Origin of the sequence: Pediococcus sp. AC40 (genome assembly GCF_030252485.1) — a bacterium.
Classification (GTDB): Bacteria; Bacillota; Bacilli; order Lactobacillales; family Lactobacillaceae; genus Pediococcus; species Pediococcus acidilactici.
Window position 1 is genome coordinate 226,512 of record NZ_CP127012.1, and the last position, 21,676, is coordinate 248,187.

Here is a 21,676-nt window from a genome sequence, read left to right on the forward strand (position 1 = left end):
CTTTTTTTGTGTTCTCAAATTAGAAAATTGCAAGTCTAGGAGTAACGGAAGTTATCCAATAAAAGGAATCCTCAGTTCATTAAGCTTTAAACAGTGGTAAATAACTAAAACTAGGTTTCTGTTCTCGGGTCAATTACGATTAACTAAATCATTTCTAACAGGTGATTAGGGCTCATTGATTAGCAAAAAAAGGCTCTTCGTCAACTGTTGTTGGTAAACTAAATTTTGAAAGTTCTAATCACTTGGTGATTAGGGCTTTTTTAGTATGTATGCGGAAAACGTAAAGTACTCTAATCCTAAACTTAAAAAAACTTCGGTAGCCAAAGCCAGCTCTTTTAATAGCTTTGATTTTATTATTTAATCCTTCTAAAGGTCCATTTGAGTGTTGTGTAATGAAGGTATTATGGATTTCATCATGATGAGTTTGAAGCATTTTAAGCGTACTAAGCATTTCTTCAGAACAACCTTCGGTGTTCCAAAAGGCGGCATTGTAATTGTTCCAATCTTTGTGTTTAAGTGCAGCTTGAAGTTTATTTAAGACGTTGTAAGTTTGATTGAGAGCGGGATCAAGATTTAACAGCCGATCTACAATATCTTTGGCGGTGACCCAGTAAGGGAAATAAGTCCATTTATGAAATTGTTCAAAATCTAACTGTTCATGAGGCACTAGCAATAATTTCCAATAGCGTTTAAGTGCTTTAAATTCACGGGAAGATGGGGCAAATTTTTTCATTATGCGAACTCTAGTCTTATTAAACGCCCGATTAAGGGCGTTGACGATATGGAACTTATCTACGACGACAATCGCATTTGGAAAGATAGTTCTAGTCAACTTTGGGTATGTATAGTTCATATCTGTGACAATGATTCTGACATTTTCCCTGGCCGCTAGATCATAACGTTTAAAGTGTTTTTCTAGTCGTTGGATAGTCCGAAAAGGAAGAATATCAATTAATTTATGAGTTTTGGCGTCCATGAATTCAAAGCTCATGGCATCAGTAGCGGTTTTAGTACTTTTGATTTCATCCATCAAGATTACTTCTGGAAGCCAGTGAAAATTTGGCTTAAAATCGCGTTCAGCTCGTAATAGTTGACGTCCAACAAAGGAGTCGGATGTCGAAAGTTCATTAGCAATATGTTTTAAAGACACTGGTTCAGCAAGTTTTTCTAGGCAAGCTTTACGGGTTGGATTAGAAATTGTGCAGTGCTTGGGAACTAGACTGGTTTGTGCTAGAAAATTAGTTTGGCATTCTTTACAGCGAAAGTATCTGCGCTTTAACTTCAAGACGGTATCATTTCCAAGAGCTTTAGCAAAGCGAACGGTGGTCAACCGCCACCCATACCTAATAATCTGTCCATTATTCATAATGCCACATTTGGGACAAGCCATCGGCTTGTAATCTAAAGTGCCTTCCAAGCGAATAACTCCATCACATTTTCGAGCACCATTTTTAATTTTTATATGATTATCATCTATACCTAACAAAAGCTTAGTAGTATCATTACACATAAGGACATTCACTTCTTTCTGAAAATCTTCGTCGTGGTTGATTTTTTCTGAACGGACAGTGAGTGTCCGTTTTTTTATATACCTAAGCATACAAAAAATCTGTCATCAGCAATAGATAATTCTATTACCAACAACAGATATTGTAGAACCCAAAAAAATTAATCATCACTAAGCCACTTTTTTTACGATAATTTTTAGCTATTTGTTGTGAATAAACGTTTTACAGCAAGAATAAATATGGTATACTATTCTAGTAAAAGTTGCCACTATAGCTCAGCTAGGTAGAGCACTTCCATGGTAAGGAAGGGGTCGTCGGTTCAAACCCGACTAGTGGCTTAATAGTTATCTTCTTCATGAGGACTTACCTGATTATCGGGTAAGTCTTTTTTTTTACGTCCGGAATGAAAAATTGGGGTCCGTCACCAAGATTCCTTTTGCTTGTCTTTATGAGATTTAGTATAATTTTAAAAATGTGTCAAATTTCGACAAGGGGGAATTGATGGATGGATTCGAAATATCGGGTTGAAAGTATCAAAAAGCAGTATCGGCATATGACCTATTGGGATATGTTTGCGACTTGGATTGGGGCTAACGCCAATAACGGGACCTGGTTTATTGGAGGGATTATTGCGGCGTGTGGTTTCTGGGGCGGAATCAAGGCGCTCCTGATTGCCTCCAGTATTTCGTACATATTCTTGATGATGGTTGGCTATATGGGAACTAAAACAGGTGTTTCCACGATGGCACTTTCGCGGGCTTCGTTTGGGATCCGGGGAAGCATCATTCCATCCTTAGTAAATTTAACCCAGTTTGTGGGTTGGACGGCGGTGAACACCTTCATTGCGGCCACTTCCGTATCTTATATCTTACATAGTTTTTGGGGCTGGCCCATTTACGGACAACCTGGTGGTAACTTAGGTTTAATTGTCGGAATTGTGGTAATGAGCATTCTCCATTTACTTAGCATCGTTGCTGGTCAGCGCTCAATTCAAATTATCGAACGGATTGGGATTATCTTGGTGATTATCTTTGTGATTTGGGAATCGGTGGTGGTATTCCACGACGTCTCCTTTAGTCAGATTGCCCACTGGCAGGTACCACATCACTTAAAAATGGATCAAGGGACCGCGATGGATACGCTAGCAGCGTTTAACCTTGCGTGGGTTACGGCCGGTGCGGACTTTACTCGGTTCACTAAAAAGGTAAATACCGCCACTACCGCTCCGTTCCTGGGTGCCAATTTAGGAGTCTTTGGGTTTGCGTTTATTGGATTAAGTGCCACGATTAGTATCGCGGTTAGCTCGGGCGTTTACGACCCTAACAACTCGGATCCTAGTACGATTGCTAACCGGCTGGGACTAGGCGTAATTGCCATGATCGTCATTATGCTAACTAGTATGACGGCAAACGCGGTTAATATTCAGGCTGCGGGCTCGGCCTTAAATAACATGTTTAGCAAATTATCTTTAAAACAATCGTTACTGATTACGACCATAATTGCTACGGTGGTCACGTTTATTCCCGTTTTCTACGGTAGTTTCTTAACCACCTTTACAGCCTTCCTGGACTACGTTGGCATGGTCCTCGGCCCGATTATCAGCATCATGGTGGTGGACTACTTCTTGATTGCCAAACAACGTTACGCGGCGAAAGATTTAGGTGATCCCCACGGACCGTATTGGTACCATAAGGGAATTCACTGGACGGCCTTTGGACTGTGGATTTTTGGTGTATTAATTTATAGCGCTTTACAAAGGGTAAGTTTTGTTCAAAAATATACGGGAGCAACCTTTTTGGTGATGATTTTGATTGGTTGTCTATATTGGGGAATTATGCAACTAGAAAAGGGGAAGCACAATGCTAATTAAAGGTGTGTATATTGAAAACGCAAAGGAACCAAAGGACGTCCGGGTTGAAGGAGGAGTTTTTCAAGAAATTGCGCCTAATTTAACCCCTCATGAAAGTGAGGAAGTGATTGAGGCACAGGGCAAACTGTTGTTGCCGCCGTTTGTTGATTCACACGTTCATTTAGATGCAACACTGACGGCGGGTGAACCCGAATGGAACGAGTCGGGCACCCTGTTTGATGGGATTCGGATTTGGGCGGAACGCAAAAAGAGCCTTACAAAAAAGGACGTTAAAACTCGGGCCCTGCAAACGTTGAAACGGCAAGCGCAACATGGAATCCAATACGTACGGAGCCACGTCGATACTACCGATCCTAACTTTACGGCATTAGAAGCCCTACTAGAAGTTAAGGACGAAGTAAAAGATTTTATGGAATTGCAGTTAGTTGCCTTTCCACAAGAAGGAATTTGGTCGTTTCCTAATGGCAAGCAGTTACTGAAACAAGCGGTTGCGATGGGAGTTGACGTAATTGGTGGCATTCCGCATTTTGAATTTAACCGGGACTATGGAGTTGCCTCTTTGAAGTACATCGTTGAACTGGCGGAAAAGTACGATAAATTAGTGGACGTCCACTGTGATGAAATTGACGATCCAAATTCACGATACTTGGAAGTGTTAGCGACCTTGGCTTACGAAAGCGGCCTGAAAAAACGGGTCACGGCTAGCCACACTACTGCAATGGGGTCGTACAACGACGCCTACGTCTACAAGTTGATGCGACTCTTGGAAATGTCGGAAATTAACATGGTTTCCAACCCGTTAATCAACATTCACCTGGGTGGTCGATTCGATACGTACCCGAAGCGGCGCGGATTAACCCGGGTGAAGGAGCTGCTAGAACACCACGTCAACGTCTCATTTGGTGAAGACGATGTGAAGGATCCGTGGTACCCAATGGGCGATGGCAACATGCTGGATTCAGTTCACATGGGCATTCACGCGGCACAGCTGATGGGGTATTCACAAATTATGGATTCTTACAATCTAACTACTAATAACGGGGCCAAGACGCTTAACGTTGAGGATCATTACGGAATCGCGGTCGGCAAACCAGCCAACTGTTTGATTTTTAACGCGGATAATTTTTATGACGAATTAAACGAACGTAAAGAATTGCTTTACTCCATTCACCAAGGTAAAGTGATTGTCCAAACTCAACCAGCACAAATTAAAACTAATTTCTAAAACTAATTGGCAACTCAACGGGCATTTCGTTAGGGTTGCCAATTTTTTTGTGCGATAATTTAATTCAAATACAAACAAGGAAGTTGAGCGCATGAAAGATTTAGTTCAGACCTTCGCCGAACAAAAAAGCGACCTGTGGCAAGCCCTACTCCAACATTTGGGGATTTCACTGGTTGCGTTGGTGCTGGCGATTGTAATTGCAATGCCTTTAGCAATTTGGGCGACGCGACACCGCAAAATTGCGGAAATTTTGTTGCAGATTACGGGAGTTTTGCAAACGATTCCGTCTTTAGCCTTATTGGGATTGTTAATTCCATTAGTGGGGATTGGCAGCGTGCCAGCCATCATTGCCTTGGTAGTGTACGCCCTGTTACCAATATTTCAAAATACATACGTGGGGATCACCGAGATAGACCCATCGTTAGAAGAGGCGGCGGACGCTTTTGGAATGCGGCCATTACAAAAGCTATTTCGGGTGGAACTACCCACCGCCATGCCGGTAATTATTTCGGGAATTCGGACGGGACTGGTTTTGATTATCGGAACGGCAACGTTGGCCGCGTTAATTGGCGCTGGGGGACTTGGAAATTTCATCCTTTTAGGAATTAACCGTAACGACCCTGCATTAATCTTGGTGGGGGCCATCAGCTCTGCCTTATTAGCGATTGGGCTAAGTGCGTTATTAAACGTTTTACAACGATGGTCGGTTAAAAAAATCACCATTAGTTTGGCAATTCTCGTGGTGGCGGTTTCTGGTGCCACGGTTGCTAAAATATTAACCCCGCCGACCGAAACGATTACGATTGCGGGAAAATTAGGTTCGGAACCGGACATCTTAATCAATATGTACAAAGATTTAATTGAAGAGGAAGCCCCCCATACTAAAGTGACCTTAAAGCAAAACTTTGGGGAAACGAGCTTTTTATTTAACGCGTTGAAGGCTGACAAAATTGACATTTATCCGGAATTTAGCGGTACCGTATTAGAAACTTTAGTGAAGGATGCCCCTTCCCAGCGTCTAAGTGCGGCACAAACATACGCGACTGGGCGTAAATTGTTAGCTCAGCAATATCAAATGGACTATTTGAAACCGATGCGTTACCAAAACACTTACGCCCTGGTGGTGAAAAAAGATTTCGCAAAACAGCATCACTTAGAAAATATTTCGGATTTAAGCCGGATTGAAAACCAGCTACACGGGGGGATGACGCTCGAGTTCATTAACCGCAAGGACGGGTGGAAAGGAATTCAAAAAGCGTACGGTTTAGAGTTTCCGGTCAAGTCGATGCAGGCCTCGTTGCGCTATTCGGCTATTAAAAACGGGCAAATTAACGTTGCCGACGCTTACTCCACGGATAGCCAGATTCGGCAGCTCGGGTTGCAAGTCCTCAAAGATGACCAACACGTTTTCCCACCGTACCAAGGTGCGCCGTTAATGAAGAAGAGCTTTGCTAAAAAACATCCGCAAGTGGTCCGGGCGTTAAATCGCTTAGCAGGCAAAATTACGGAAGCAGAAATGCAAGAGATGAATTATCAAGTGAACGTCCAAAAACGTTCCGCCCAACAGGTGGCCCACGACTATTTGGTCAACAAGGGTTTGTTGAAAGGAGCCGAACGTAAATGAGTAAGACAATGATTGAATTTCGGCACGTGAAAAAGATTTTTGGTGGTCGAACAGTAATTGATGACCTAAGTTTTACGGTCAAGGAGGGCGAAATTTTCGTCCTGGTCGGAACTTCTGGAAGCGGGAAGACGACCACTTTAAAAATGATCAACCAGTTGTTTGTGCAAACCGCCGGCGACATTTTATTCAACGGGCAGAGAATAAAGGATTATGATTTGCGGAATTTACGTTTGGAGATTGGGTACGTGCTCCAACAAATTGCCCTATTTCCAACGATGACGGTGGAGCAAAACATCAGTTTGATTCCAGAAATGAAGCGGGTCGATAAAGAAGAGGTTAAACGACGGGTTACCCAGCTATTAGAAGATGTTGATTTAGACCCAGAGCGCTACCGCAAACGGTACCCGCGGGAACTTTCGGGAGGCGAGCAACAACGGATCGGAATTCTTCGTGCATTGGCTGCGCAGCCACCGGTGGTATTGTTTGACGAACCTTTCAGCGCGTTAGACCCTTTGGTGCGAGCGCAGTTACAAGACTTAGTTTTAAAGTTGCACCAGAAATTTAAGAACACGATCGTTTTTGTCACCCACGATATGGACGAAGCCCTGAAATTAGGGGACCGTATTGGGGTGATGAAGGACGGAAAGTTGTTGCAAGTAGCCACCCCGAAGGAAATTGCCCAAAATCCCGCCAACGAATTTGTGGAAAATTTCTTTTCAGCCACCGTGGGTAAGAACCTATACCAAACCGAAGTGGAAAAGGTGGTGCGCACGGGTTTTGGGGTGTCGGCGCCGTCCACGACAGAAAAATTACCTGTCATCCCAAGAACGGCCAGTTTAGACGAGGTGTTCCAGCAGTTAGCTGAGCACCCAATTTTACAGGTAGTGGATGAACACGGGCAGACTACCGGCTGGGTGGATCGGCCGTCCTTGTTTAAGTATTTGAGTGAAACAGTCCATTAATTTAGTTAATGAGGGGGAGCATTATGGAAAAATTTGACGTAGTTATTATTGGTGCAGGGCCTGCGGGCTTAGGGTTAGCGTATGACTTAAAACAAGCCGGCCAAGCCGTGGCGGTAGTGGAAGAAAATCGCTGGGGCGGTACTTGTCCCAACCGCGGGTGTGATCCTAAAAAAGTTTTAATGGCGGCGGTGGAAGCCAAGTTACGTAGCCGCCACCTCGTTGGGAAGGGCTTAGAAAACGAACCGGAAATCGACTGGCCTTCCCTAATGCGTTTTAAGGAAACGTTCACGGAACCAGTTTCTTCAAGTAGCCGTCAGGGATTGGTTGACGCTGGGATCACGGTTTTAGACGGGCACGCTGAATTTGTGGATCAACACACGCTAAAAGTAGGCGAACAGCGGGTGGAAAGCAGCCAATTCGTAATTGCCACTGGCCAACGTCCGGGACGCCTAAGCAAAATTGAAAATGAAGCATTGATGCAAACTAGTACAGACTTTTTGGCAATGCCGGAACTGCCTAAGCGAATTGCCTTAGTAGGGGGCGGCTACATTGCCTTTGAATTGGCAGCCATCGCGAACGCAGCCGGAGCGGAAGTGCACGTGATTCATCATAACGACCGGCCCTTAAAGCAGTTTCCAGCAAAAAGCGTTAAGCAATTTATGGAACAACTGACTAAACAAGGGGTTCAATTCCACTTAAATATTGACGTTACCGCGATCGAAAAAAGCGCGGAGGGGATGACCTTGCGGGATGATCATCAATTTAGTTTGCCAGTGGACCAGGTTTTCGTTACTGCCGGCCGAGTACCTAACATGGATACCCTGAACCTTGAACAGGCTGGGGTAGAGACCGCGAAAAATGGTATCATGGTAGATGACCATTTGAAAACTACGGCAAGCAACATCTATGCAATGGGCGACGTGGTGGCTAAAGCGCAACCGAAATTAACTCCGGTGGCAGGCTTTGAAGCACAATATTTGGCGCAATTGTTGACCCACCAAAGTTCGGCAGCCATTGCGTATCCAGTGATTCCGACCGTCGTGTATGGGGTTCCCCAATTAGCAAAGGCCGGGATGGAAGTTGCAACTGCACAAAAAGACTCGCAACGCTATGAAGTTAAGGACTTGGATTTAACTAATTGGTTTACCTATCGGCGGATCCAAGATCCAGACGCGCGGGCGACGGTCGTGGTTGACCGCCAGTCCCAACAAGTAGTGGGCGTGGTCACCATGAGTAGTGAGGCGGAACACGTGATAAACGACCTTACGTGGCTGATCAACCGTGGCGGTAGTCTTAGCGAGTTACAACGGCAAATTTTCGCGTACCCCACTGAAGCTAGTGACTTAGAGTACTTGCGGTAGTTAAAATTTAAGAAAAGGATCGTGATTTAATGGAGTTCGTGGGCGTCCTCGTTTTAATCTTAGGATTGACGCTGTTAGCGGGCCACTTTGCACAACGGATTGGCATTCCTGCCGTAGTTGGCCAATTACTGGTGGGAATTGTTTTAGGACCGGGAGTTTTAGGGGTAATTCACAGTAACGAAATCACCGCGGTGTTTTCCGAAATCGGAGTCATTATTCTGATGTTTTTAGCCGGGTTAGAAAGCGACCTGAAGATGTTAAAGCGCTATATTAAGCCAGCGCTGGTCGTTGCCGTCATGGGGGTAATTTTACCAATTGCTCTGGTAGGCGGCGCGAGTTTGATCTTCGGGGTTAGCCCAATGGAAGCCCTCTTTATTGGGGTGATTTTTTCGGCTACTTCGGTAAGTATTTCGGTAGAGGTGTTGAAGGAGTACCAAACCCTAAATACCAAAGAGGGAGCGACGATTTTGGGCGCAGCAGTGGCTGATGACATCCTTGGCGTATTGTTATTAGGGGTAATGATTGCCTTAACTAGTTCGAGCGGCGGCTCAAAGACTAGTTTGGGCGGCGCGCTTTTTTACCAAGTGCTATTTTTCATTGCCGTGTACGTAATTGGGAAATGGTTGGTGCCGATGTTAATGCGAGCGGCGGATCGTCTTTACATTACCGCTGCCCGACCAGTAATGTCGATCATTATTTGCCTAGGACTGGCTTGGTTAGCAGACGTAGCTGGGTTGAGCGGCGCCATCGGGGCATTCTTTGCCGGCGTTGCCGTTTCGTTGACTGACGAAAATGATGAGTTAAATGAAAGCATTGAGCCAATTGGCTACGCCGTTTTTATTCCAGTATTCTTCGTTAGCGTAGGGCTTTCGATGTCGTTTGCGGGCTTGCAGTCGGTAATCGGTTTGATTATCACCCTGACGGTCTTAGCGACCTTGACCAAGTTACTAGGTTGCGGGGCCGGTGCGTACCTGTCCGGCTTTGACGTAACCAGTAGCGGAGTGATTGGTGCCGGGATGATTTCCCGGGGCGAAATGGCGCTAATTACCTTGCAGATTGGGTATGGAGAGCACTTAATGAGTGAAACATACTATTCCGCAATTGTGTTGGTAATTGTGCTGGTAACGTTGATTGCACCGTTCATTTTAAAAGATGCGATCAAGTACAATAAGCGCGCGATGGCACGGTAAATATAACTGAGAGTGGGACAAACTGACTTTTGGCACATGTTTTGGCTCTATTGAAGCCAAAACGCCAAAATAAAAACGATTCATGATGAAGTTTAACTTCATGAATCGTTTTTTATTTAGAGCCTTTTGTCACAGCCCCTTTTTGGTTAAGCGGAGCAAACTGACTTCTGGCGCACGTTTTGATTTTATTGAAGTCAAAACCCCAGAGATTTTTCGTTTTTCTCAGCTTTGTCTTTTTAATTTTTTAGAGCTTTCCCGAAGAATTCCACACTCTTTTTATGCTAAAGCCTTCTTCCTTCATCTGGGTAATAATTTCGCTAACCTTCCCGATGCTTACCAAATTGAGGTGATGCATGGCTCTGGAAGCAATCGTGTACAGGGTGCCCCGCCATAATTTTTCGGGGTAATTTTGTTCCGAAACGTCGTAGGCAATTACCGAATCAAATTCCAACCCCTTCGCCAGGTAAATGGGTAATACAACGATTCCCTTAGGCAACGAGCGGTCGCCGTCGGTTAGCAGGCTAGGTTTTAAATCATGCAACCATTCCGCAACTTGAGTACTTTCCTGCATGTTTTTTGTTAGGATAGCGACGGTCCCGTAATCTTGCAATTCGGCTTGGCAAATTTGTTTCACTGCGGTAATGGCCTCGGAAAGGGTATCCGTAACCGTAATTTCGGGTAATTTACCATGTCGACTAAAGGGTTGAATTTTATCACCGTCGGGTAGTAGGGCCGCCGCAAATTTAGTGATTTCCGCGGTGGATCGGTAGCTACGGTTAAGGGTGATCAGGTTGGCCCGATGAACGGCAAATGCGTCCTTAAGTTTTTCAAGTAAAGCGGCAGGTTTGGTAACGTCCTTGAACAAAGCTTGTTCACTATCGCCCAACAACGTAAACTTGGCCTTCGGAAAGGCGTGCTTGAGGTACATTAACTGGGCAACCGAATAATCCTGCATTTCATCGATGAAGACGTACTGAAACTTGCGATTGGTGCCGCTTCCGGTGATCAAATCCCGTAACATCATTAGCGGAGCGGCATCTTCTAAACGTACATGATGCAATTCAATGTCGTTATTGAAGGTGGTGGCCGCTGCAGCGCCGTCAATTTCAGAAGATGGGAGCTGCCTTAAGAAATCCGCATACTGGGCGTAAACATCAATAAAGTAGTTATTAAAAATGGCATCGTCGATAATTTCAAAAGCCTTGGTAACTAAGTGACGGCCAATGAAATAATTTTCTTCATCAAAGGAGTTAAAGTGGCGACGTCCCACAATTTCGTGGTATTTTTCGTCACTGATTTGGTCGAGCTGGGTTTGTACCCAGTCTGCAGAAACCTCTTGATCAATCCGGGCCTTTAATAACTTAACTAGTTGGTTTTTAGTTCGTAAAATCCGTTCGCGGTTGCTCATGGATGCAGGGAAGCTCGCAAAAATTTCGCGAATCTGCTCTTTTTTAAAGAACGGCGCCCCTTGATAATTAATGTCGGTGAATTTAATATTTTCCGGGGTGAGTTGGTCTTCATATTGCTGAATTAACTCAATGTACCGTTGGCTTTCTTTAAATGAAATAATCCGTTGTTCTTCCGAAGTTTGGCTAACTTGGTTTTCAAAACGGTCAAACAGGCTTTGGACGTTGAGTCCTTCCAAACGCCGGTTAAGAAATTCGGCCAGGGTAAGCTGGCGCATGTTACGTTCCCCTAAACTAGGCAACACGTCGGAGATGTAACGACTGTACAGTTTATTAGGCGAGAATAAGACAATCTCGTCCGCGTCAAGGGAAGCTCGGCTATGATAAAGTAAAAAGGCAATGCGTTGCAGGATTGCGGAAGTCTTCCCGCTACCGGCAACCCCTTGAACAACGAGCAGGTCGCTTTGAACGTCCCGAATGATGTCGTTTTGTTCCTTTTGGATGGTGGCCACGATGTTGCGCATGTATTCGTCATTTTGCTCACCGAGCGCCTGCTGCAATAGTTCGTCACCAACCGTTTCGTTAGTATCGAACATGTGGGTGATTTCACCGTGGCTGATGGTAAACTGCCGCTTCTTAGTTAATTCGGTTTCCATGGGACCCGCCGGAGTTTCGTATTTGACCTTTCCGAGGGTTCCGTTGTAATAAATACTGGAAATGGGCGCCCGCCAGTCGTAAATTAAAAAGTCGCCGTCTTGGTCGGCAAAGGAGGCCACGCCGATGTATAGTGATTCCGGCGTGGTTTCGTCAGGATCTTGAATGTCAATACGTCCAAAGTAAGGCGAATCCTGTAATTCAGTTAAGGAGTTGATTTGTCGTTTTAAAATGGCTTCGTTTTCCACTGCCCGGGCAACCAAACCTTTTTGCTGCTGAATTTCCGCTTCCGTTTCAATCCGGTCGTCGGCTTCAATCAAGTTGACCTTAGCGTTTTGCGAATAGTTCTTTTCTACTTTACTAGTTTCGTGATGGGCCTTTTCGTACAGGTCTTCCGTCCGCTTTTTCTGGGCGCCAATCTGGTCAACTACGAAATCGACGCGTTGTTGTTCTTGCTGTTGCTCGTCCACCTGAATTACCTCCGTCCTTTTAGTGCTTGAACCATTTTAGGGGCCATTTCCGGGAAAGTCAAACTAAAGGATATTAAGGGAGATTTTTTTGACAAGGTTAGTGAAATTCCTATAGAATGGAATAGAAGTAGTAAGCCAAGCACAGAGAGGGAGGATTGCTGAAAAATCCCACGGCAAGCGAAATGGATTAGTTACGTTACGTAGGGCGAAATCCCTTATCTTTCAAGTGAGCGGTGACTTTATAGAAAAGTCACAATTTAGGTGGTACCGCGAGATTTCGTCCTATTATTCAAATTTTGAATGATAGGTTTTTTTATTTATTAAATTAAGTTATTGGAGGAAAAGAAATGACAGCCAAAAAAGTTATTTTGACCGGCGACCGGCCAACCGGAAAGTTACATATCGGTCACTATGTGGGTTCGCTAAAAAATCGGGTCCAACTTCAAAACACGGGGAATTACGATACCTTCATCATGATTGCTGATATGCAGGCGCTCACGGATAATGCTCGGGATCCTGAAAAGATCCGCAATAGCCTTATTCAAGTAGCGCTCGATTATCTGGCGGTAGGGATCGATCCAGCAAAATCGACCATTTTTGTTCAATCACAAATTCCAGCGCTTAGTGAACTTACCCAACACTACATGAACTTGGTTAGTGTTTCACGTTTGGAACGCAACCCGACCGTTAAAACTGAAATTAAACAAAAGGCGTTTGGCCAAAGTATTCCAGCTGGTTTCTTGACTTACCCAGTTAGTCAAGCGGCAGATATTACTGCGTTTAAGGCGGATACGGTGCCGGTTGGGGATGACCAAGAACCAATGCTGGAACAAACTCGCGAAATTGTTCGGAGTTTTAACAATATTTATGGTAAAGACGTCCTTGTGGAACCAGAAGGCTACTTTCCACCAAAGGGAATGGGGCGGATCCCTGGTTTAGACGGAAATGCTAAGATGTCTAAGTCGTTGAACAACGCCATTTATTTGGCAGACGACGCGGACACGATTCAAAAGAAGGTAATGTCAATGTACACTGATCCACAACACATTCGCGTAGAGGATCCCGGACACATTGAAGGTAATACGGTCTTTACCTACCTCGACATTTTTGATCCAGATAAGGAAAAGGTTCAAGAATTGAAGGATCATTATCAAGCCGGTGGGTTAGGCGACGTTAAGATTAAACGTTACTTAAACGAAGTTCTCCAAGCGGAATTGAAACCAATCCGGGAACGCCGGGAAAGTTACGCGGCCGACCTTGCGGGAGTTTACCAAATTCTCGAAGAGGGAAGCCAAAAGGCAAATGCAATTGCGAACCAAACCTTAAGCGAGGTGCGGGAAGCAATTGGGTTGAATTATTTTAAAAAATAGAGTGCGGAAGAACTCGGGAATTTCCGAGGATTAACAGAATCAAGGCCTTAATCACGGTTTGGGTGATTGAGGCCTTGATTTAGTTAACCGGAAGAAATTGAGTTCTGGAGCACGTTTCGACTGTGCAGCAAGAAAGCACAGAATTAGGGCCTTAATCGCGGTTTTAGCGATTGAGGCCCTAATTTGGTTACCGGAGGAAGTTGGGGCAGAAAACACGTTTCGACTATGCAGCAGGAAAGCACAGAATCAAGGCCTTGATCACGGTTTGGGTGATTGAGGCCTTGATTTAGTTAACCAGAAGAAATTGAGTTCTGGAGCACGTTTCGACATTACTAAAGACAATCCATTGAAAAAGGGGCTCGCTTTTTTAAATCCGGAAGGGCTTTTGTTTTTCTTTTCTTAAAGAAAAGCCGGACCTAATTTTTAATAGTACTTAAGGAACGTTAATTGATAAGGTTTTACTAGTTTTGCCAACTCTTTAACGCGCTCAACCATTGGGAATGGTAAAATAAAAAATGAATATATCAATTAAAATGAGGATCCCATAATGAAAAATTTAGTAATTGTCGATTTAGGGTCGAATTCGGTACGGATGGCCATTAACTCGATTACGGATGAAGGCACGTTCCGGGAAATCAGGCGGGTTAAAGAAGACTCCCGAATTTCTGAAGGTATGGGACGCGAACGCTTGCTTCGGCCGCAAGCAATCAACCGGACGATTGAAGCACTTCACCGGTTTAAAGCAATTTATGAAGAGTACCCAAGAATTGAAGTTCGCGGGATAACCACGGCGGCGGTACGGATGGCCCGTAACCAAAAAGACTTTTTAAAACGCGTTCAACGCGAAACGGGAATAAAATTAGAGGTTTTATCGGGAGATGACGAAGCCTACTACGACTATCTGGGGGTCATTAATTCACTAGAGGTCAAGGACTGTTTGGTACTGGATACCGGAGGGGCCAGTTGTGAGTTAATTGACGTGCATAATGGTAAGGCGCGGAACATGATCAGCATTCCAATCGGGGCAGTATCGCTTTCAGAACGGTTCCACTTAAGCAACGTGATTCGTGGGGATAATTTATTTTCCGCCGAAATGTTTGTTAATAAGCAGCTCCGCGACGTTTGGTGGATTATGGACGCGTTTAATAAACCGGTAGTTTTGCTAGGGGGCGCGAACCGGACGTTAGCTCGGATCAACCGCTGTCGGCAAAAAATTGCCCGGGTGAACAACATTCACGGCTATCGGCTAAAAACAGAAGCAATTAACCGCACTTTCCGTTCTTTGATTACCCGTAATCTGGAAAATCGCAAAAAAATTGCTGGTTTGGAAACGGCTCGGGCCGACATTATCGTGGGCGGGGTGTTACCATTGGTGATGCTACTTCAGATGATTGACTCGGACCGGGTAATCTTTTCAGAAAGTGGCGTACGGGAAGGCATTATTTCAGAATACATTAACCAACATGTAAAGGGAGTTAATTTATGATTGAAGGATACCATCGGTTAAGCCGGCAAGCCCAGTTAGAATTATTGTCAGAATTGACTGGCGTAGGGGTGGCTACGCTAGCAAAACTGCCAATTGACGCTGTACGGCAGCAACAAATCGAAAATTACTTAACTGATTTCCGAGTACCGGAAGGAATTGCGGTGAATTTTAAAGTTAACGGACGTGAGCACGTGGTTCCAATGGTCACCGAGGAACCTTCCGTAATTGCGGCAGCTAGCAACGGAGCCAAGTTAGTTTGCCAAGCTGGCGGATTTCAAGCCCATAGTAAGCGGCTGATGCGCGGCCAATTATTGATGAATACGAAAACGAGCATTGAAGCTAGCCAATGGGTGGTTGACCACCAAAAGCACCTGTTAGAAGTGGCCAATGCTGCCCATCCTTCGATGCAAAAACGCGGAGGCGGCGCGCTAAAAATCATGCCCCGCCCGCTGTCTGCTACCCAGCTATCCGTGGATTTGTTAGTGGATACAAAGGAAGCAATGGGGGCTAACACCATTAACACCATGCTGGAAGCTTTGAAAACGGAATTTGAGATGGAAGGAATCGCCGTAGAGATGGCAATTTTATCTAACCTGGCTGACCAGGCGCTGACCACGGTTACTTGTACGATTCCGGAAACGGTTATCGATTCTGCGGTAGCCCAAAAGATTGCTGATGCAAGTGAATTTGCCCAGATTGATCCGTACCGGGCGGCTACCCATAACAAGGGAATTATGAACGGAATTGACGCCGTAGTAATGGCTACTGGGAACGACTGGCGGGCTATTGAAAGTGGTGCCCACGCGTTTGCAGCTCGTGATGGGCAGTATCGGGGACTAAGCACCTGGCAAATTGTTGATCAGCAATTACAAGGCCAATTAGTAGTGCCATTGCCGGTTGCTACGGTCGGTGGGTCGATTGGAATTAATGAGCAAGCTCAACTAAACCTCGAATTGCTTCAAATTGATAGTGCTAACCAACTTGCAGAAGTGATTGGGGCAGTTGGACTCGCCCAGAATTTAGCGGCGCTCAAAGCCATCGTGACTGAAGGAATTCAGCACGGACATATGCGGCTACAGGCAAAATCATTGTTATTAGAACACGGATTGCCCGCAACTAAATTAAACGAGGCGGTGCCCCGGTTATTAAAAGAGCCGCGGATTGATTCCGCTCACGCCCAAAAAATTATTGAACAAATGAGAAAGAAGGATCTTGATGAGTAACGTAGAAGTTAATGACCAAGTAAAATCACTGTTAGAAGCCGTTAACGCAACCTTCCCGGGGGAGGTCCGTTTAAGTTTTGGTGACCAACAGGCCGGATTCGTTCGGCACGACCAAGCCCAACAATTCCACGAGCCGGGAAAAATGTTAATTAAGGTAGACGACATTACCGCGCCTAACTACACGGCTTCTCACGAGCTTATTCACTTATTGATGGTATTAAAAGGATTTCCGCAACTATACTTTGGTTTAACGACTGGGGAAAAGGAAACCGACCAGCAATTAATGTTTTTAATTACGGAGCTTTACGACGTAATTGCCCACGAAGTGGTGGTTGATGAGCAGCGGCGTCACGACTTGATTGATGAACAAGTGGAAGCTGAATTCTTGAAGGGAATTCAAGACGCGGTGGAACCCGAAACGGATGGCAAAGTAGATGGCTTTAGCGCCATTCGCTTGATCATGATGATGGACGCAATTAATTTTTATGGCGACCATCTTAGCGATTATGAAGCACAGTTAACCGCGGATTATCCAACCACGTTTGCAACGGCCAAAAAAATGATGGCGGAACTAAACCAGCGCAGCATCACTAGCCCGTTTGACTTGCATCGAAAAGTAGTTAAGGCATTTACGATGGTGGATCAACAACTTCAAGACTGGGGCTTGCCAGAACTTCATGCTCTAGAATTTGCTACGCTGGGCAGCGTGTTTAGCGAACGGCAATTACGGTTATCCGTTAAACAATTATTCCAAATTTACCATTCGGAATTGCACGAAAAAGCTCAGGACACCCGAGCCTTTGTAGGATTAGGAATTGGCGACCAACAAAACGCCTTCGTAGTCCCTACGCCAAAGGATAAGCCTAGTGACGAGTATTTCCGGGAATTGTACGCAAAAAACGTAAAGGATTTCTTTGACGAAATTAAGATGCCGTACACCACTCGCTAATTTAATCATTAACTCAAAACTCTGGTTGCGGTCGTTGACGTTAACCAGAGTTTTTAAGTGGAGAGCAGTTTTTAAACGTCACGCAGTGCAGTGCAAGAATAGCGGCATAATAAAAACTCAGAAAAACTTTTAAGTTTTTCTGGGTTTACTTCAAGTTAATAAATTATGATTTTTCGGGAACTACTACCATAGCCACCAGGTAGATGATGAGGCCCGGGAAGAAACCGGAAAAGACGGTGATTGCAGTGTAAATAATCCGTAATAGGTTGGCATCCACGTTATATGTTTCCGCAAAGCCACCAATTACGCCGCTGATTACCCGATCGGTGGATGATTTATACAGCCGTTTATTCATGTGCTCACCTCATTTCATTTCTTACATTATATAACATTTAGGTAAGAAAAACGCGAAAGATGAATCCCGATAGCTAGGCAGAAAATTAAATGGTAGAATTATTAGGTACTGATTCCATGTGTAAAATTGGAGACATTTAAAAATGAGTGAAAAAGGTTGGAGAATTACGGCAAACATTGCTGGAATACTTTCGTTATTGGCGGTATTCTTGTTCATGTTTCGCATGTTAGTAGGTAAGATTGATTTTTGGACCATCCTGTTTTTTTCGTTAATTGTGGTCGGAGCAGTCGCGTACGCATTGATCCATATGATTTTAAAAATCCGGTGGTTAACCCCGAGCAAAGAATCGGTTACCGAGCAGGTTTCGGAGACTAGGGAATTCGTGGGACTCTTTATGAGCATTTTAGTAGTTTTTGCTTGTGCAATCGGCTTTAGTTTTTTTAGCAAAACGGCAGCTGGTGAAACAGCGGGAACGATTTTGTTTGGAGCAACTTTAATCACGATCGTTGCCAAGATTTATGACATCTGGCGATTAACGAACGCAAAAACACAAGGGCGGCAAATGGTTGGACACGATCCAATTTGGCCCCTGTCACAAGCTGAAAAAATTGGGTGCGGTCTTTTCTTAATTGGTATTTTGGGGATGTGGCTGTGGGCCCCATTATTAGCGGTTAGTTACGCCGGACTATTAATTTTTTTGATCAAGCCAATTCGTCACCGCGTGGAAGGCCGGTGGCTGGACGTGCTTTTAATGACAATTAATTTAGTGATGGTGCTTTTATCGACACTTTTGGTGGTTTTTAAATAAATATTAATAAAACTGAAATCAAACTAACCGTGAACTTTTGGATTTGAATTTCAGTTTTTTATTTAGAAAGGAATTCAAATGATAGAAATTGGTTTAAGTACGTGGACGGACCATCCGGCGTTGTCAACGGAAGGAAAGGATAAAGCCACGTTAACGGAATACGCGGGACACTTTCCATTGGTGGAAGTGGACAGCTCCTTTTACGCGACCCCTTCCTTATCCAACGTGGTTAACTGGCAGCATCAAGTTCCAGAACAGTTTCGGTTCATTTTTAAGGCTAACCAAGCGATGACGCTTCATGATGGGGTAGTTGACGAAGACTACTTAACTACCGAGCGGCGGATGGTGTTCACCGATTTTTATAAGGTCATGCAACCCTTAGTGAAAGCTAATCAATTAGCTGCGGTACTTTTTCAGTTTCCACCGTCGTTTCGTTGCGAACTGAAAAATATTCGTTATTTATTCGAGGTTCGTCAAATGATGGGACAACTGCCAATTGCCGTAGAATTCCGTAATGCTAGTTGGTTTACCGATGCGGTGACTGAAGATACCTTATCTTATTTACAACGCTTAAAAATGATTAACGTGACGGTGGACGAGCCTTTTGATGGGAACCAAGGGATGCCGTTTGTTTTACAAGTCACCAGCGCAAAACAGGCGTTTTTCCGGCTACACGGGCGTAACGCTAGTGGTTGGTTTAGCAGCGGCAAGAACTGGCGACGAGAACGGACTAACTACCGGTATTCGTCTGCGGAACTAAAAGAGTTGGCAGAATCCATCAAGGCGGTTGCGGAATCAGTTCAAGACGTTATGGTGATTTTTAACAACAATGGTAATCACGATGCGGTAGCCAACGCCAAAGAATTGCAACAGCTCCTGGGAATTCATTTTACGGGGCTTGGTCCAATGCAGTTAGACTTATTTTAGCCCGGGAAGCGCCCATTTTTCCGCATGCTATATGGTACAATAACAGTAATTATCTTTAGACTAGAATTGAGGAACCATGATGGCAGAAAATAATACTTATTACATTACAACACCGATTTATTATCCATCCGGCAAATTGCACATTGGTAATTCCTATACCACGATTGCTTGCGATGCGGAAGCCCGTTTTCAACGGTTACAAGGCAAGGACGTCTTCTTTTTAACCGGTACTGATGAACATGGCTTGAAGATTGAACAAAAGGCGGAAGCTCTACACACCACCCCCCAAGCTTATGTAGACGACATGGCCAAAGGGATTAAAGAACTTTGGAAATTACTCGAAATTTCCAACGACAAGTTCATTCGGACTACCGATGAAGCTCATGAAAAGTCCGTTCAATACATCTTCCAGAAGCTGCTTGACCAAGGCGACATTTACCTCGGCGAGTACGAAGGCTGGTACTCCGTTTCTGACGAAGAGTACTTCACTGAATCCCAATTAGCTGAGGTTTACCGTGACGAAAATGGCAAGGTAATTGGTGGTAAAGCACCTTCTGGTAACGAAGTTGAATTAGTTAAGGAAGAATCGTACTTTTTCAAGATGAGTAAGTACGCGGACTGGTTGCTGGATTATTACGAAAAACATCCCGACTTCATTCAACCAGCTAGCCGGATGCACGAAATGATCAACAACTTCATTAAGCCAGGTCTTGAAGATTTAGCAGTGACCCGGACGAGCTTCAAGTGGGGAGTTCCCGTTAAAAATGATCCTAAACACGTAATTTACGTTTGGATCGACGCACTTTCTAACTATATCACCGCGTTAGGTTACGGTAGTGACGATGACAGCTTGTTTAAACGTTACTGGCCGGCTAACGTACACATGGTTGGTAAGGAAATCGTACGGTTCCACACTATTTACTGGCCAATCATGTTGCACGCGTTGGGATTAGAAATGCCAAAACAAATTTACGGCCACGGTTGGTTATTGATGAAGGATGACAAGATGTCCAAGTCAAAGGGAAACGTAATTTATCCCGAAACCATCGTGGAGAAATACGGGTTAGACGCACTTCGTTATTACCTATTGAAGGCAATGCCTTACAGTAACGACGGAAACTTCACACCAGAAGACTTTGTTTCTAAGATTAATTTTGATTTGGCAAACGACCTAGGGAACTTATTGAACCGGACCGTTGCCATGATTAACAAGTACGAAGGCGGCGTAATTCCTACGTTCCAAAGCGGGGTTAACGAAGTCGATGCGGACCTTGAAAAGGTTGCTGCAGAAACCATTAAAAATTATCAAGAATTAATGGAAAGCATGCACTTTAGTGACGCATTGGCTGAAGTTTGGAAGTTAGTTTCTCGTTCAAACAAGTACATTGATGAAACTACGCCATGGATTCTAGCGCGTAACGATGATGAAGAATCAAAACAAAAATTAGCTAGCGTAATGAACCACCTTGCAGAAAGCTTACGGATTATCGCAATTTTGATTCAACCGGTGATGACGCAATCACCAGCGAAGATTTTCGGCCAACTAGGTTTGGATCCGGCAACGATGGAACTTCAAGGTTTACACTTTGGCGAAATTCCAGCCGGCACTAAGGTGGTAGAAAAGGGAACGCCAATTTTCCCTCGGTTAGATATTGAAAAAGAAGCGGCATTTTTGAAGGGTCAAATGACTCAATCAGACAAAAAGAAGGGACGGGCAGCAATGGCAGAAGCAAATCAAGCAAAGGCTACGGAAGAAAACGTAAACGAAGCTAAAAAAGAAATTCGCATTGAAGCATTCGATAAGGTTGAACTACGGGTAGCAGAAATTCTGGAAGCGGGCCACGTAGAGGGCGCTGACAGGTTATTGAAGTTCAAATTAGATGCGGGCGATGAAGAACCACGCCAAATTTTGTCCGGAATTGCACAATGGTATCCAAACCCAGAAGAATTAGTGGGTAAAAAGGTAGTGATCGTTGCCAACTTGAAGCCAAGAAAGATGCGCGGTGAAATTAGTCAAGGAATGATTTTGTCGACGGAACGCGATGGCCAAGTAAACGTGGTAATGGTGGACGAAAAACACGAAAATGGAGATGTGTTGGGATAAAACCAGAGGGCGGAGTAACCCGGGTAGCTCTTGAGGATTAACGGAATTATTTAATTAATCGCGGGTTAGGCGATTGATTAGATAATTTGGTTAACCGGAGAGAGCTGGGTTACGGAGCCGATTTCGGCAAGGCAGCTACTTCCGCTGTGTTTATCCTAAGAATCTGGAATTGATAAGTGAAATG

Annotated in this window: 16 protein-coding genes and 1 tRNA gene; 14 read left to right on the plus strand and 3 right to left on the minus strand. The window is 44.5% G+C overall.

The features are described from left to right. Positions 1–238: 238 nt before the first annotated feature. Positions 239–1,510 (minus strand): ISL3 family transposase, encoded by a 1,272-nt coding sequence (locus NL111_RS01020; protein ID WP_502929576.1) that lies wholly within the window; start codon positions 1,508–1,510, stop codon positions 239–241. A 262-nt stretch (positions 1,511–1,772) separates the two neighbouring features. Between NL111_RS01020 and NL111_RS01025 the strand changes: the two genes are divergently transcribed. The 7 genes from NL111_RS01025 (at position 1,773) to NL111_RS01055 (ending at position 9,740) form a co-directional block, all read left to right on the plus strand. Next, a tRNA-Thr gene (locus tag NL111_RS01025) sits at positions 1,773–1,846 on the plus strand. A gap of 167 nt (positions 1,847–2,013) precedes the next feature. Next, positions 2,014–3,378 carry a cytosine permease gene (locus tag NL111_RS01030; protein ID WP_002830224.1) on the plus strand — a complete coding sequence of 455 codons (1,365 nt, stop codon included), beginning with the start codon at positions 2,014–2,016 and terminating at the stop codon, positions 3,376–3,378. After that, a complete protein-coding gene (codA, locus tag NL111_RS01035) occupies positions 3,368–4,603 on the plus strand; it encodes a cytosine deaminase (protein ID WP_285110343.1) in 1,236 nt (411 codons plus the stop codon). Before NL111_RS01030 ends, codA begins: the two co-directional genes overlap by 11 nt. Positions 4,604–4,694: 91 nt before the next feature. Beyond that, on the plus strand, positions 4,695–6,227 hold the full coding sequence (locus NL111_RS01040) for an ABC transporter permease/substrate-binding protein (protein ID WP_002830954.1): 1,533 nt from the start codon (positions 4,695–4,697) through the stop codon (positions 6,225–6,227). Further along, entirely contained in the window at positions 6,224–7,189 is a 966-nt protein-coding gene (locus NL111_RS01045) for an ABC transporter ATP-binding protein (protein WP_002830218.1), read from the plus strand. Before NL111_RS01040 ends, NL111_RS01045 begins: the two co-directional genes overlap by 4 nt. 23 nt (positions 7,190–7,212) lie before the next feature. Next, positions 7,213–8,550: a dihydrolipoyl dehydrogenase family protein gene (locus NL111_RS01050; RefSeq protein ID WP_285110344.1), complete on the plus strand. Its 1,338-nt coding sequence runs from the start codon at positions 7,213–7,215 to the stop codon at positions 8,548–8,550. Positions 8,551–8,579: 29 nt separating this feature from the next. Next, the gene (locus NL111_RS01055) at positions 8,580–9,740 is read left to right on the plus strand and encodes a cation:proton antiporter (RefSeq protein ID WP_002830215.1); all 1,161 of its coding nucleotides are present in this window, start codon (positions 8,580–8,582) and stop codon (positions 9,738–9,740) included. Between the two features lie 244 nt (positions 9,741–9,984). On the opposite strand, the gene helD is transcribed toward NL111_RS01055, so the two are convergent. After that, positions 9,985–12,270 (minus strand): RNA polymerase recycling motor HelD, encoded by a 2,286-nt coding sequence (gene helD / locus NL111_RS01060; protein WP_285110345.1) that lies wholly within the window; start codon positions 12,268–12,270, stop codon positions 9,985–9,987. A gap of 347 nt (positions 12,271–12,617) precedes the next feature. Here helD and trpS point away from each other — a divergent pair, with 347 nt between their 5' ends. The 4 genes from trpS to NL111_RS01080 all read left to right on the plus strand — a co-directional run bounded on the left by trpS (position 12,618) and on the right by NL111_RS01080 (position 17,298). After that, positions 12,618–13,640 carry a tryptophan--tRNA ligase gene (gene trpS, locus NL111_RS01065; protein ID WP_002830212.1) on the plus strand — a complete coding sequence of 341 codons (1,023 nt, stop codon included), beginning with the start codon at positions 12,618–12,620 and terminating at the stop codon, positions 13,638–13,640. 547 nt (positions 13,641–14,187) lie between these two features. Then, a complete protein-coding gene (locus NL111_RS01070; protein WP_002830210.1) occupies positions 14,188–15,126 on the plus strand; it encodes a Ppx/GppA family phosphatase in 939 nt (312 codons plus the stop codon). After that, positions 15,123–16,349, plus strand: a complete 1,227-nt coding sequence (locus tag NL111_RS01075) for a hydroxymethylglutaryl-CoA reductase, degradative (protein WP_002830958.1) — start codon at positions 15,123–15,125, stop codon at positions 16,347–16,349. Before NL111_RS01070 ends, NL111_RS01075 begins: the two co-directional genes overlap by 4 nt. Continuing rightward, the gene (locus NL111_RS01080; RefSeq protein ID WP_002830959.1) at positions 16,342–17,298 is read left to right on the plus strand and encodes a hypothetical protein; all 957 of its coding nucleotides are present in this window, start codon (positions 16,342–16,344) and stop codon (positions 17,296–17,298) included. Before NL111_RS01075 ends, NL111_RS01080 begins: the two co-directional genes overlap by 8 nt. Before the next feature lie 163 nt (positions 17,299–17,461). Here NL111_RS01080 and NL111_RS01085 read toward each other — a convergent pair whose 3' ends face one another. Beyond that, positions 17,462–17,653: a PspC domain-containing protein gene (locus tag NL111_RS01085; RefSeq protein WP_002830204.1), complete on the minus strand. Its 192-nt coding sequence runs from the start codon at positions 17,651–17,653 to the stop codon at positions 17,462–17,464. A 142-nt stretch (positions 17,654–17,795) separates the two neighbouring features. Here NL111_RS01085 and NL111_RS01090 point away from each other — a divergent pair, with 142 nt between their 5' ends. From NL111_RS01090 to metG, 3 genes are all read left to right on the plus strand, one after another. After that, on the plus strand, positions 17,796–18,461 hold the full coding sequence (locus NL111_RS01090; protein WP_119179234.1) for a hypothetical protein: 666 nt from the start codon (positions 17,796–17,798) through the stop codon (positions 18,459–18,461). Positions 18,462–18,539: 78 nt separating this feature from the next. After that, positions 18,540–19,388, plus strand: coding sequence for a DUF72 domain-containing protein (locus NL111_RS01095; protein WP_159215796.1), 849 nt, complete (start codon positions 18,540–18,542; stop codon positions 19,386–19,388). A 79-nt stretch (positions 19,389–19,467) separates the two neighbouring features. Then, positions 19,468–21,492 (plus strand): methionine--tRNA ligase, encoded by a 2,025-nt coding sequence (gene metG / locus NL111_RS01100; RefSeq protein ID WP_036672267.1) that lies wholly within the window; start codon positions 19,468–19,470, stop codon positions 21,490–21,492. Positions 21,493–21,676 lie beyond the last annotated feature (184 nt).